Consider the following 13,307-nt stretch of genomic DNA (forward strand, 5'->3'; position numbering starts at 1 on the left):
ATCAAGTTTGTCCTGTATTATAAATCAATACAAAAGCCCGGCTAAAAGTAACCTCAAGCAGCATATCAGTAACAAAAACGTTAAGCTAAAGTATTTCTTCTCCAATATTTCTTGAATACTCAAGAGGGCTCATTCCCACTAATTTTTTAAAAGAATTATAGAAGGCACTCCTGGATGAAAAACCTGCACTATAAGCCAATGCCTCCAGCGTGAAATTTTGCATAATCTCTGGATTACGGATACTATCCTTTATCCAGTTTACCCTATACTGATTAATATAATCAATAAAACTTTTATTGAAATAACTGTTTAACACAACAGAAAGCTTATGACTGCCTATACCGACCTTTTGAGCGAGAGAATGGAGCCTGATATTCTTTTGCCTGAATAGCTGATGATCGTTAACATAACGCTCCAGTTTTTGCCCAAATTCAGCAAGATCAACATTGCCTTCTTTGGGTTTAGAAGAATTTTTCCTGATGGACAATAGTGTTGAAGTTTTAACATTTAACAATGAAGCTACCAGATCTAAGGGCAGTCGGTTTAAATAACCCGGATTGGTTTTTGCAAAATACAGGTATCTTTCCTTTGCGTTTCCAACACGGATAATATGTGACCTTTGTTGAGCAGCTTTATAATATTTCTCTAAAACAACTCTAAAGATATAATTGAGCCCGAAATGGTATGTAAAAAGACGATTGAGTTCATTATTGTGGATGGCCAGCAAATCTGTATCTTCAACAGCGATTACGTATTCCTGAGAATGATCAGATCCATGAAGCCCCGATATAGAACTTACAAAATCATTTTCAATTGAAATATAGGTAGTTATTTTTTGTTTATTATGCGTGGTGCATCCCATTAAAGCGCCTCTAACAATAAAGTATATGTATTCGCATACCTCGTTCTCATTGAAGAGTATCTGATCCTTTTTAATCCTGAGCCTTAAAAGATGTTTCTCAAATTCTTCTTTCAATTTTTGATCTACTGTATGTACGCTACTGAGCACATTCAATATATAACCTACATCCTTACTTTCTGCCTTGTTGTATTGCAAATGTTTTGACACCGTATCCTGCTAATAATATTATCACTTCAAACCAAATCATTCGCGCACTTCAGTATTCTACTTACTTTGCCTTACACAAAGCTTGCGACACATCGTAAAATCAAAACTTCCGCAAATGTCTATATCTGAAAGACTACCTGGAGCAAATAATAAATAATAAGAAAACTTACGCATTGAATGTTAATTTGTCTTATATATTTTACAGCAAAGATAATATTTACTGACGAATAAGAAAATATAGGTTACAAAAAAGCCCCAGAAAATTCTGAGGCTCTTCACTATAATATTTTATTTGTTTAAGCTTTATTTTTGGTTTCCTGAACTTCTAAACGAATGGCCTGAGCTAAGTTTTTCAAATCTTGCATGCCTTTACGTATACGGGTTCCAGCTGCGCTGTTACCTTTGTTATAAAATTTGTCTGCATCAGCTTCTAAAGCTGCCACTAAACTTTTTACTTCTTCGAATTTTTTCATTTTTAATTGCTCCTATGGTTCTTTAAGGTTTTTGGTTTTAATTATCTAATTTAAAAGGTTTAACGAAATAAAAAAATTTTTAGAATAATAAAAAACAGCCTTCTAAAACGTTTTTTTCCACATGAATGGATTTATAAACATATTATGCAACAAGAAACCTGATTAACTAACTGAAATACAGATTTTTAAAAAATAAAATTACACAAAAAAGCCCTTTAAACATATTTAAAGGGCTTTATAAAATTTTCATTGATCTTAAACGGTAGCGAAAAGATTTTCTTTATAATATCCATTTTCCAATTTTTCAGCAACTTCGCTAAAAGCATCCAGCGTACGTTGTACATCTTCAAGCGTGTGAACAGCTGTAGGAATTAAACGAAGTTCGATCATGCCCTTTGGAATTACCGGATAAACTACAATTGAGCAGAAGATGCTATAATTCTCGCGTAAATCGTAAGTAATTGCTGTGGCATCAGAAAGTTCACCTTTTAAGAAAACCGGAGTAACTACTGAATCGGTAACACCTAAATCGAATCCGCGCTCACGTAATCCTTTTTGAAGGGTCATTGCGATTTCCCAAAGTTTATCTTTTAACTCAGGCTTGCTTTTTAGCAATTCTAAGCGCTTTAATAAACCAATTACCATTGGCATAGGTAATGCTTTAGCAAAAGTCTGAGAACGCATATTATACCTCAAGAAATTGGTAATTTGTTCTGTTGAAGCAACGAACGCACCAATACCTGCCATTGATTTGGCAAAGGTCCCAAAGTAAACATCAATTCCTTCAATACAGTCTTGTGCTTCATGCGTACCGGCACCGGTTTTACCCATGGTACCGAAACCATGTGCATCATCAACCAGGATACGGAAATTGAAATCTTTTTTAAGATCAACGATTTCCCTTAATTTCCCCTGAGCGCCGCTCATTCCGAAAACACCTTCTGTAATTAGAAGAATACCGCCGCCAGTTTCTTCAACAAGTTTAGTTGCACGTTCTAACTGCTTACGGGCACTCTCAATATCATTATGTTTGTAGACAAAACGTTTACCCATGTGCAAACGTAATCCATCTACAATACAGGCGTGTGATTCTGCATCATATACCACCACATCATTCCTATCAACCAAGGTATCGATAATAGACACCATGCCCTGGTAGCCATAGTTTAATAAAAATGCATCAGGTTTGCCTACAAATTCTGCAAGCTCTTGCTCCAGCTGTTCGTGATAGTTCGAGTTACCGCTCATCATGCGGGCTCCCATAGGATAAGCCATGCCGAATTTTGCAGCAGCTTCTTCATCTGCCTTTCTAACTTCCGGGTGATTGGCTAAGCCTAAGTAGTTGTTTAAACTCCAAACCAAATGCTCTTTTCCACGAAATTGCATGTGAGGTGCAATTTCTCCCTCTAATTTTGGAAATGAGAAATACCCATGAGACCATTTCTGGTGTTGGCCAAGTGGCCCCATGTGCTTTGCTATCTTATCAAATATATCCAATGTATTATGTATTTTTTATAATGAAATTTTGCGAATTTACGCTTTATTCGGCTTAAAATCAACCTAATGATCTTTCAGGCTCCAATTAAGCTTTTTAGTGATCCAATTTTATGCCAAAAAAGCCCCGATTTTACAACGGGGCTCTATAATTATATTTGGTTTGTTTTAATCAACGTTATCGTGCAGAAAAGAATTATTAGGTCTGATTTCAGTACCACCGTCCTGGTCGTTACTTAAAGTAAACCTGCTTACCTGCGATTCAGAAGAATGCTGAACTTGTTGCAACTGCATTTGCTTGCGTTTGTATGCAGGTTCGTTTTCCAATTCCTGTAAACCATTGGTTGTACGCAATTTCATGCTCAGATCTTTCAAGCGTAAAATACGCTCTTTAGATTTTTTCAATTGTTCTTCCATTGATTCGTCACTTTTGTCGTCGTCTAATCCAACAACCGGCATTTCGATTTCTGGCTCAGGTTGTGGCATAGGTGCTGACTGAGCTACTGGTGTTTCGAATACAAAGTTGGTTTCTGCCAATTTAACTTCAAACTCGAATCCGGTTTCTTTGACTTCTTCTACCTGAGGCTCTTCTTCAATTAAAGTATGACGAACCACATTACTTTCTGGTTCCTGAACTTTTTGAGGTTCCGGTTTATTGAACATACCACCAAAAAGATCTGCTTGTGAAACTTCTTCCTTCGTTTTTAAAACAGGCTCATAAGATGGCGTTGTTTTGGGCTGAATAAAAGAGTTTACTGGTTCAACAGGGCGAACCAGCGGCGCTTCTTCTGGTGTTAAAAGTGATATTTTCTTTTTATTTTTTTCTTCATGCACACGTTCTTCTGAGGTTTGGAAGCCTGTTGCAATAATGGTTACAGAAAGTTTATCGCTTAAAGATTCCTCGGTACAGTTACCCCAAATTAAGTCTGCTGATAAACCAGCTTTCTCCTGAATATAGTCCGTAATAATAGAAACCTCATCCATGGTTACCTCACGCAAACCAGAGCTGATATTCAATAAGATATAACGGGCACCTTCAATTTCATTATCTTTTAACAACGGAGAAGCCAAAGCACCTTCAACCGCCTGTAATGCACGGTCTTCGCCCTCAGCGGCAAAACTACCCATAATGGCTACGCCACTATCTTTCATTACAGTACGCACATCCTTAAAATCCACGTTGATATAACCGGGAACTGTAATGATTTCTGCAATACCTTTTGCAGCGGTGGTTAAAATATCGTCGGCCTGACCAAAGGCAGAACCCAAAGTTAAGTTTCCGAAGATTTCGCGCAGGCGATCGTTAGAGATCACAAGGTAAGAATCTACGTACTTTTTCAACTCTTCCATTCCCTCATCAGCCTGCAGTTTACGTCTTTTTCCTTCGAAAGAAAATGGTGTAGTAATGATGGCCACAGTTAAAATGTCAAGCTCTTTAGCTGCTTTCGCAATGATTGGAGAAGCCCCTGTTCCGGTACCACCACCCATTCCTGCTGTAATAAAAAGCATTTTGGTTGTACTACCTAACATGGCTTTAATATCATCTATATTTTCTATAGCTGAGTTTTTACCAACCTCAGGAATAGAGCCAGCTCCCATTCCTTCGGTTAAGCTAGCGCCTAATTGTACCTTGTTAGGTATAGGGCTAGATTCCAATGCCTGGGCATCTGTATTACAAATAATAAAATCTACACCAGTAATACCAGACAGGTACATATGGTTCACTGCGTTGCCGCCACCGCCCCCAACACCAATTACCTTGATGATTGAAGACTTATCTTTTAACATTTCGAACTGCATATCTTTATGAATCAGTTGTTTAAAAATTTTTAAATTCTGTTCATTACTCAATGTAATATTAACATTTTTTCAACAGACGTTTTCCACAACTGTTAATAATGTGGAAAACTCATCTTTTGTGGAAAAATAATTAACTTTTCAAGTAATCCTCATCACTTACATTCATGTCGTCCTGAATGAAAGTTCTTGTTTTTGCCAGTAATTTATCAAACAAACCCGGTCCGCGTTTCTCTTTTTCTTTTGCTGTTTTTGGTTTTTCTACAAAAACACCAGGCTGTTTCATTTCTTCAATTAACTCTTCTGCTTTTTGGATTCCTTTGATCAGTAAACCTACACTGGTTGCATACATTGGGCTTTTCAGATCGTCGTAAATGGCTTTAGGCATATCTTCATACTTAGATAAATGCTCATTCGGATAACCAATACGGCAATCTAAACCGGTTACATATTCAACCGCCTGAGATAAGTGTTTTAATAATGCTCCGCCACCGGTAATTACAATACCACCGATAAGTTTTTTCTCATATCCGGAAGATTTGATCTCGTAATATACGTGCTCAATAATCTCTTCCATACGTGCCTGAATGACGTAGGCCAGGTTTTTAACCGAAATTTCTTTTGGTTCGCGGCCGCGTAATCCGGGAACACAAATAATTTCGTTTTCTTTATTCTCCTCAGCCAATGCCGAACCAAAGCGTGTTTTTAACAATTCAGCCTGATTGCGCATTACTGAGCAACCCTCTCTGATATCTTCAGTAACACTATTGCCGCCAAAAGGGATAACTGCAGTATGACGGATAATACCTTCATGGAAAATGGCTATATCTGTAGTACCACCACCAATATCAACCAATGCAATACCAGCTTCTTTTTCTTCCTCGCTCAACACCGATTCAGAAGAAGCCAACGGCTCAAGAATCAAATCCTGAGTTTGAAGTCCTGCATTGTTGACACATTTGATAATGTTTTTGACGGCTGTAACCTGACCAGAGATGATATGGAAGTTAGCTTCAAGGCGAACCCCTGCCATACCAATTGGATCTTTGATTCCAGGCTCGTTATCGATAGTAAATTCCTGCGGCAAAACATGGATGATCTCCTCACCCGGTGGCATTACCAGTTTAAACATATCATCGATCAACTTATCGATGTCTTTTTTACCGATTTCGTTATTTAATTCTCTTCTTGTTAAAATTCCTCTGTGCTGTAAGCTCTTAATGTGCTGACCAGCAATACCCACATTTACCACCTGTATTTCTACATTGGATTGTCCGCTTGCTACTTCAACTGCTTGAGCAATGCCCTGTACGGTTTTTTGAATGTTAGAAACCACTCCACGTGTCACACCCGCCGATTCTGCCTTGCCTATTCCTAAGATTTCTATCTTACCGTGCTGTGTTCTACGACCAACGATAACACAAATTTTTGTAGTACCGATATCCAATCCTACTACAATGGGCGACTGACTGGTAAATTTTGCCTTGTCCATATTCGTTAATTTTGCTGAGTTTTATACTGTTTTTCTAGGGCTCTGATTTCTTTTTCTCTTGCTTCTTTTTCTTTTTTCAACTGAGCCTCAGATTTTGCCGTCTTTGGCTGCGTTGCTCCGGTTTGCTTCGGTTTCTCTTTTTTATCCGCTGGTTTTGTTTCCTTTGGTTTAACAGCCGCTACAACTACCGGCTTTTTTACTTCTGTTTTTACTGGTTCAACCTTTCTAGGCGTTACCTTTTTTATTTCTGTTTTCTTTGGCTCTTCTTTCCTGGCTTCCACCTTTTTAGGTTCAGGCTTTTTAGGCGCTACCTCTTCTGGCTGATCGGCTTCAGATCGATCGTCCATTACCGTGCTGATGGTATTTCTGATCAGTGAATCGGTTACGTTCCGCTGTATCCTCAAACTATCTGCCGCCGAAATTGTTTTCGCTTTTTTTCCTAATGCTGTCGAATCTCTTTTTTCGCAAACAATCTGGTTGGTATATTTAATGTTGATCGTTTTATAAGTATCCCATCCTACCTGCGGCATTGCTTTTTTATAAAACAACAACAGGTTTTTCATTTTCTTTTCAAGAGAATCAGCATTACCTAAAATAATCCGCTGATTACCTACTCTCGGGATCAGTTCGATATCGTTTTTCTGATCAACCACAATCTGTTCGATCTGAGAATCCCAAAGCGTATCTTTTTTAATGTACTGTGCAGTTTTATATAAATCTCTCGCCAATTGTGTATGCAGGGTATCGATTCTACTGCCAAAAACCTCGGTAATATGTCCCGTTGCCACCAGCACATTGGCAGTGAAATTTGATGAAATAGGCATTTTCAATCCATCATTATCAATGTAAAAATCCTGTCCATTCTCGTTAAATATGCGAAGGATAGGCTGACGCTGTTTTACTTCGATGTGCAGCACCCCATCCATATCTATATACACTTTAGCAAAACCGATATAAGGGTTAGACTGCAGTTTTTTCTCAATTTTATGAATATTGATATTTTCGAGGTTACGCCCTAAAAGCACACCTTGATCTTCTTTTAAAATAGCATCGATCTCTTCGCGCTCAATAAAATTATCTGCTCCAGGAATCAGGATTTTAATATCTGTACATTTAACAGTTTGCTTTTTCACATTGATAAAACTCAAAAGCACAACCACCCCTGCCAGACTGATCAGCCAGGCAAAGCCAGTAAAAATTGCACTCCAGTTTATCCGTTTAAGCATTGTTCAATATATTTTTTAAGGGTTCTATAATGGTATCGATATCGCCCGCTCCTACTGTTAAAATTAATTCCGGTTTTGTGTCCTTAACATGCTGAACCACAAAATCTTTTCCACATACTCTTTTATCTGCCAAAGTGATTTTATCCAATAAAAACTGTGCGTTAATGCCTTCAAGGGGCAATTCTCTTGCCGGATAAATTTCCAACAGCAGCAGTTCGTCAGCGGTGCTTAAAACTTTTGCAAATTCATCTGCAAAATCCCTCGTACGGGTAAACAGGTGCGGTTGAAAAATTACTGTTAGTTTTTTATCGGGATACAATTGTCTCACCGCATCAAAACAGGCTTTCAGTTCTTCAGGGTGATGTGCATAGTCATCAATATAAATCTGAGTCCCACTGTTTACAATATATTCGAAACGGCGTTTCACCCCTTTAAAGTTTGCAACAGCCTGTTTCACCTTTTCCACATCAATACCCAATTGCAAAGCAATGGCAATGGCAACGGTTGTATTTTCTACATTATGTTTACCGGGAATCATCAAGCTGATATCTTTTATGCGTTGCGTGGTATCTGCATAATCGAAAACAAATTTCGAGCCTTCTACCCTTAAATTTTCTGCTTTTGCCGTAGCAGTTGGACTTGCAGCATAACTGATGCTATTTTCCAAAGGCAATCCTTCATGTGCATAAAGTGTACCTTCGGCCTTCAGCTGCCCGGCAAATAACCTGAAAGATTCTTCGAGTTGACTTTTATCTCCGTAGATGTCCAAATGATCAGCATCCATCGAGGTCACCACGGCTACATCAGGATGCAATGTCAGGAAAGAACGGTCATATTCATCGGCTTCTACTACCACCACATTGTTATCGCCAAAAAGTACATTGCTGTTGTAATTACTGGTTATACCACCCAAAAATGCCGTACAATCGTAACCGGTATCCTTTAGAATATGCGCTACAATAGACGATGTGGTGGTTTTACCATGTGTACCCGCAACCGCAATACAGAACATGCCCTTGCTGATGATACCCAAAACCTCTGAACGCTTTTTAAGTGCAAAACCTTTATCAATAAAATGGTTTAAAATTTTCGAATCTTTCGGAATTGCGGGTGTATAAACTACAAGGGTGTCATCCTGATTATCCAAAAATTCCCCAGGCAATGAAGTGGTTTCATCAAGATAGGTAATCAAAATTCCTTCCTGTTCCAAAGTTTCGGTCAGCTTGGTACATGTTTTATCGTAACCACAAACCACCTGTCCGCGTTTAGCAAAATAACGGGCAAGCGCACTCATGCCGATACCACCGATACCTACAAAGAAAACCCTATTTATTTTACTTAGTTCCATTTTTTTAGATTTGAGATGGGAGATTTGAGACACTATACAAATAGTCTAATCTCAAATTACACATCTAGTTTCTCATATCTCTATTAATCAATTTCAACACTTCATTCGCAATAATTTCATCTGCCTTTGGCAATGCCATCTTAGCCAGGTTTTGAGCCAGCGTTTCACACTGTTCTTTATTTGTTAGCAATGTCAGTGCTTCCTTAACCAGGGTATCTTCCGCGGAGCGATCGTTAATTAATATTGCTGCTCCATTTTTAACCAGGGCCATGGCATTTTTAGTTTGATGATCTTCTGCTACATTTGGCGAAGGCACCAAAATCACCGGCTTTTTAATCAAACAAAGCTCTGCTATGGTTCCTGCTCCAGCACGGCTGATGATCACATCTGCAGCGGCATAAGCCAGATCCATTTTATTTAAAAACTCTAGGATACGCACATTGGGATGATAGGCTAAACCCAATCTTTCTATAATCCCTTTGTAGTAATACTTACCTGTTTGCCAGATTACCTGCACATCTTGTGCAATAATCTCGGGTAAATGTTTTTCAATTGCTTTATTCAGTGTTCCTGCACCTAAACTTCCACCGGTTACCATAATGGTTCTTTTCAATGGATCGAGTTTTAATAGTTCGGCTCCTGCATGGTGTTTACCTTTAATATCAACCACTTCCTGGCGAACCGGATTTCCTGTTTTCAAAATCCTGTCAGCTGGAAAAAACTGATCCATGTCATCAAAGGCGACACAGATTTTCGAAGCCTTTTTGCCTAACCACTTATTGGTTATTCCTGCATAAGAATTCTGTTCCTGGATGAGGTAAGGAATTCTCTTCAAAGAAGCTGCGTACAATAACGGTCCTGAAGCATAACCACCAACGCCTACTACAGCATCTGGTTTAAAATCATTGATAATCTGCATGGCTTTACGCACACTACCGATTACTTTGAGCGGGAGTGCCAGATTTTTAATAATCGAGCCGCGTTGCATCCCGCTAATGTTTAATCCTATAATTTTATATCCGGCTGCAGGAACTTTTTCCATTTCCATTCGACCTATTGCACCCACAAATAAGATTTCACAGGCTGGCACCAAGCGTTTTAGCGCATTGGCTATGGCTACGGCGGGAAAAATGTGCCCGCCGGTGCCACCACCTGATATGATAATTTTTGGGGAATTATTCATTTTAAACTGTTTTTAATGTTAACCATTTCACCACAAAAGACACAATAGTGAACAAAAGTTGTTTTTTATTTATTGTAAGTATCGCCCATCAATGGAACAATAGTTAATATTCTATTATTCAGGTAATAGTCTGAATAAATCGTTTACGTATGTTTTGTCCTTCACTATATAAATTAACTGTATTGAAATTATAAATTATTCTTTGTGGAGAACCTAATAGCTTCATATAAGTAATGATTTGAGCTTCATGAATAGGCATTAATCTATCCACAGATTTTAATTCAACGGTTAATATATTTTCAATAAATAAATCACACCTCAAATTTGCATCTATAGCCATTCCTTTATAATTCACTGGCACAAGCATTTCAGTCATAAAAGAAATCCCTCGTAACACTAGCTCATGTTTCATGCATTTATGATACGCACTTTCTAACAATCCAGCCCCAAGAGACTTATGCACTTCAATAGCAGCCCCATTGACCTGATAAGTTAAATCCGTTAGGTATGCTTTACTAGGTTTCATTTTAGCTATTGTGTTCTTTTGTTTCTTTGTGGTTATTTTTATTTATCCAAATGATGGAATCTCTCCAACAATTATTTTATTATTTATTTTTTCATCTTTCGGTGTCAGTTTTGCGTTTTCTTCCACATCGCGGCTTACGCTCAAAATAATTCCGAAGGCCACACTGGTAAAAATCATTGATGTACCACCCATACTCACCAATGGAAGTGGAACCCCTGTTACCGGGCCTAAACCTACCGCTACGGCCATGTTAGCAAAAGCCTGGATGGTGAGACTAAAACTTAGTCCTGCAGCCAGTAAAGCCCCGAATGCCTTGGGCGCCCGGGTTACGATCTTGATACACCGGTATAAAAGCACCAGGTATAGTATCATGATTACAATTCCTCCCACCGTTCCCCATTCTTCAATAATAATGGCGAAAATAAAATCGGAATACGGGTGTGGCAGGAAATTGCGTTGTGTACTATTACCTGGTCCTTTACCAAAAACACCACCAGTAGCCAAGGCAATTTTTGCCTGATCTGCCTGGAAAGTTTTGTCTGAATGCTGCATTTCGGGATGCATAAACGTATTGATACGCGACATGTATGTTTTTCTCCTTGGACCCAAAAAGAAAACGAACAACAGCAGCACAAAGCCGCCCGCACAAACAATCGCAATCTGTTTAATACTGATCCTACCGATAATCAACAGCAATATACTTACACCGAACAGCATTAATGCTGTGGACAAGTTGGCCAGTGCGATTAAAACAAACACCACACAAACCGAACCCATAATTGGTATAAATGATTCTTTTACGTTTTTAATATTTTCCTGCTTTTTGGTTAGCATACGTGCCAAAAAGGTAATCAATGCCAGCTTGGCCAAATCGGAAGTTTGAAAGGTTAATCCGATTACCGGTATTTTAACCCACCTCGAAGCATCGTTTAAGTTGGTACCGAATATTAATGTATAAAACAGCAAAGGAATGGTTACAATCATCAGCACCTTCGAAATACCAGCGTAATAGCGGTAATCGAGCAGGTGAGCGATATAAATCATCCCAATACCCATCAACACAAAAATTAAGTGTTTAGTAAGCAAAAGCTTTTCTACAGCTTCCCCTTTTTTATACGCCAAAGTACCTGTTGCACTATACACAGCCATTACTGATATAAGCGAAAGCAGGATGATGATCAACCAGATCCACCTGTCTCCTTTTGTTTTATTAAGCAATGCCTGAAACATATTTAAGCCTCCTATTATAATTCTCTAACTGCCGCTTTAAACTGGTTACCGCGGTCTTCATAATTTTTAAATAAATCAAAACTTGCACATGCAGGCGATAACAATACTGCATCGCCACGTTTAGCCAGGTGGAAAGCAATCTGCGCAGCTTCTTCAGCCGAAAAAGTATTTACGATTATGTCTACATCATCCTCAAAAGCATCGTGAATACGTCTATTATCTTTACCTAAACAAACAATGGCTTTTACCTTACTTTTAACCAAATCCTTAAGCATGTTATAATCATTACCTTTATCCACACCACCCATAATCAGCACCACATCACTGGTCATACTTTCTAAAGCGTACCAGGTGGAGTTCACATTTGTGGCTTTACTATCGTTGATAAAATCGATCCCCGAAATTTTGGCCACATGTTCTAACCTGTGCTCAATATTCTTGAAATTACCCATGCTTTCGCGGATGGTTTCATTTCTTAATTCTAAAACTTTAGACACAATGCCTGAGGCCATAGAATTATAAATGTTGTGCTTGCCCTGTAAGGCTAAATCTGAAATAGACATGGTTAGTTGGTTATTAGGTTCTGTAAGGATATGTATCGTATTTTCTTCTAAGTAAGCACCAGTTTCAACCTTTTTAACAATTGAAAATGGATAGGTTTTCGCCAAAGGTTTTGTTAGAGCGATTGCTTTTAAACTTTCTTCGTCATCAGCGCAATAGATAAAAACATCATCTGCCGTTTGGTTTTGGACAATGCGCATTTTGGATCCGGCATAATTTTCCAGTTTATAATCGTAGCGATCTAAATGATCTGGTGTGATGTTCAGTAAAACTGCGATATCGGCTTTAAACTTGAACATATCATCGAGCATAAAACTTGAGATTTCCAGCACATAATATTCATAATCTTCTGTAGCTACCTGCGCAGCAAAACTCTGTCCGATATTACCGGCCAAGCCTACATTTAACCCGGCATTTTTTAAGATGTGATAAGTTAACAGGCTCGTAGTTGATTTACCATTTGAACCGGTAATGCAGATTGTTTTTGCATCGGTATATCTTCCGGCGAACTCGATTTCTGAAATCACCGGAATACCTTGAGCGACAAGTTTTTTAATAATTGGCGCTGTCGGCGGAATACCCGGACTTTTAATTACTTCCGTAGCATTTAAAATCAATTCTTCAGTATGCTTTTCAGATTCGAATGGTATGCCAAGCTTTTCCAATGCGGCTTTGTATTTATCGGCGATTACCCCATAATCGGAAACAAAAACACCGAAGCCTTTTGCCTGTGCCAATTTTGCGGCGCCAACACCACTTTCACCAGCACCTAAAATAACTACACGACCATGCCCTGCCATTGCTGACGTAGTATTGCCTGATGTAGTATTATTTGTGCTCATTTTTATTTTAGTATCAAGTGGTGAGTATCAAGTATCAAGACATTAATACCATCACATTTTAATTTT

At 38.5% G+C, this 13,307-nt stretch carries 11 protein-coding genes; all 11 read right to left on the reverse strand.

Annotated features, from left to right (window positions below; translation table 11 throughout):
* Positions 1-85: 85 nt before the first annotated feature.
* Positions 86-1,069 (reverse strand): helix-turn-helix domain-containing protein, encoded by a 984-nt coding sequence (locus ACQ86H_RS22040; protein ID WP_138820493.1) that lies wholly within the window; start codon positions 1,067-1,069, stop codon positions 86-88.
* Positions 1,070-1,365: 296 nt separating this feature from the next.
* Positions 1,366-1,542: a hypothetical protein gene (locus ACQ86H_RS22045; RefSeq protein ID WP_029278061.1), complete on the reverse strand. Its 177-nt coding sequence runs from the start codon at positions 1,540-1,542 to the stop codon at positions 1,366-1,368.
* Between the two features lie 255 nt (positions 1,543-1,797).
* Positions 1,798-3,039 (reverse strand): aminotransferase class I/II-fold pyridoxal phosphate-dependent enzyme, encoded by a 1,242-nt coding sequence (locus ACQ86H_RS22050; RefSeq protein ID WP_138820492.1) that lies wholly within the window; start codon positions 3,037-3,039, stop codon positions 1,798-1,800.
* Positions 3,040-3,204: 165 nt separating this feature from the next.
* Positions 3,205-4,836: a cell division protein FtsZ gene (ftsZ, locus tag ACQ86H_RS22055; protein WP_431295442.1), complete on the reverse strand. Its 1,632-nt coding sequence runs from the start codon at positions 4,834-4,836 to the stop codon at positions 3,205-3,207.
* 130 nt (positions 4,837-4,966) lie between these two features.
* A complete protein-coding gene (gene ftsA, locus ACQ86H_RS22060; protein ID WP_086545007.1) occupies positions 4,967-6,325 on the reverse strand; it encodes a cell division protein FtsA in 1,359 nt (452 codons plus the stop codon).
* A 5-nt stretch (positions 6,326-6,330) separates the two neighbouring features.
* Positions 6,331-7,551 (reverse strand): cell division protein FtsQ/DivIB, encoded by a 1,221-nt coding sequence (locus ACQ86H_RS22065; protein WP_431292494.1) that lies wholly within the window; start codon positions 7,549-7,551, stop codon positions 6,331-6,333.
* Positions 7,544-8,899 (reverse strand): UDP-N-acetylmuramate--L-alanine ligase, encoded by a 1,356-nt coding sequence (murC, locus tag ACQ86H_RS22070; RefSeq protein ID WP_431292495.1) that lies wholly within the window; start codon positions 8,897-8,899, stop codon positions 7,544-7,546. Before murC ends, ACQ86H_RS22065 begins: the two co-directional genes overlap by 8 nt.
* Before the next feature lie 64 nt (positions 8,900-8,963).
* Positions 8,964-10,082, reverse strand: a complete 1,119-nt coding sequence (murG, locus tag ACQ86H_RS22075; protein WP_138820489.1) for an undecaprenyldiphospho-muramoylpentapeptide beta-N-acetylglucosaminyltransferase — start codon at positions 10,080-10,082, stop codon at positions 8,964-8,966.
* 118 nt (positions 10,083-10,200) lie between these two features.
* Positions 10,201-10,608 carry a GxxExxY protein gene (locus tag ACQ86H_RS22080; RefSeq protein ID WP_431292496.1) on the reverse strand — a complete coding sequence of 136 codons (408 nt, stop codon included), beginning with the start codon at positions 10,606-10,608 and terminating at the stop codon, positions 10,201-10,203.
* Positions 10,609-10,650: 42 nt separating this feature from the next.
* The gene (locus ACQ86H_RS22085) at positions 10,651-11,838 is read right to left on the reverse strand and encodes an FtsW/RodA/SpoVE family cell cycle protein (RefSeq protein WP_138820488.1); all 1,188 of its coding nucleotides are present in this window, start codon (positions 11,836-11,838) and stop codon (positions 10,651-10,653) included.
* Positions 11,839-11,852: 14 nt separating this feature from the next.
* Positions 11,853-13,241 carry a UDP-N-acetylmuramoyl-L-alanine--D-glutamate ligase gene (gene murD, locus ACQ86H_RS22090; RefSeq protein ID WP_431292497.1) on the reverse strand — a complete coding sequence of 463 codons (1,389 nt, stop codon included), beginning with the start codon at positions 13,239-13,241 and terminating at the stop codon, positions 11,853-11,855.
* Between the last annotated feature and the right edge of the window lie 66 nt (positions 13,242-13,307).

The organism is Pedobacter sp. P26 (assembly GCF_050632135.1).
Taxonomy (GTDB): Bacteria; Bacteroidota; Bacteroidia; order Sphingobacteriales; family Sphingobacteriaceae; genus Pedobacter.

Excerpts from the sequence above, each read along its gene's own strand:
- ACQ86H_RS22045 (WP_029278061.1), bottom strand. The coding sequence starts at position 1,542 with ATGAAAAAATTCGAAGAAGTAAAAAGTTTAGTGGCAGCTTTAGAAGCT.
- ftsZ (WP_431295442.1), bottom strand. The coding sequence starts at position 4,836 with ATGCAGTTCGAAATGTTAAAAGATAAGTCTTCAATCATCAAGGTAATT.
- ftsA (WP_086545007.1), bottom strand. The coding sequence starts at position 6,325 with ATGGACAAGGCAAAATTTACCAGTCAGTCGCCCATTGTAGTAGGATTG.
- ACQ86H_RS22065 (WP_431292494.1), bottom strand. The coding sequence starts at position 7,551 with ATGCTTAAACGGATAAACTGGAGTGCAATTTTTACTGGCTTTGCCTGG.
- murC (WP_431292495.1), bottom strand. The coding sequence starts at position 8,899 with ATGGAACTAAGTAAAATAAATAGGGTTTTCTTTGTAGGTATCGGTGGT.
- murG (WP_138820489.1), bottom strand. The coding sequence starts at position 10,082 with ATGAATAATTCCCCAAAAATTATCATATCAGGTGGTGGCACCGGCGGG.
- ACQ86H_RS22080 (WP_431292496.1), bottom strand. The coding sequence starts at position 10,608 with ATGAAACCTAGTAAAGCATACCTAACGGATTTAACTTATCAGGTCAAT.
- ACQ86H_RS22085 (WP_138820488.1), bottom strand. The coding sequence starts at position 11,838 with ATGTTTCAGGCATTGCTTAATAAAACAAAAGGAGACAGGTGGATCTGG.
- murD (WP_431292497.1), bottom strand. The coding sequence starts at position 13,241 with ATGAGCACAAATAATACTACATCAGGCAATACTACGTCAGCAATGGCA.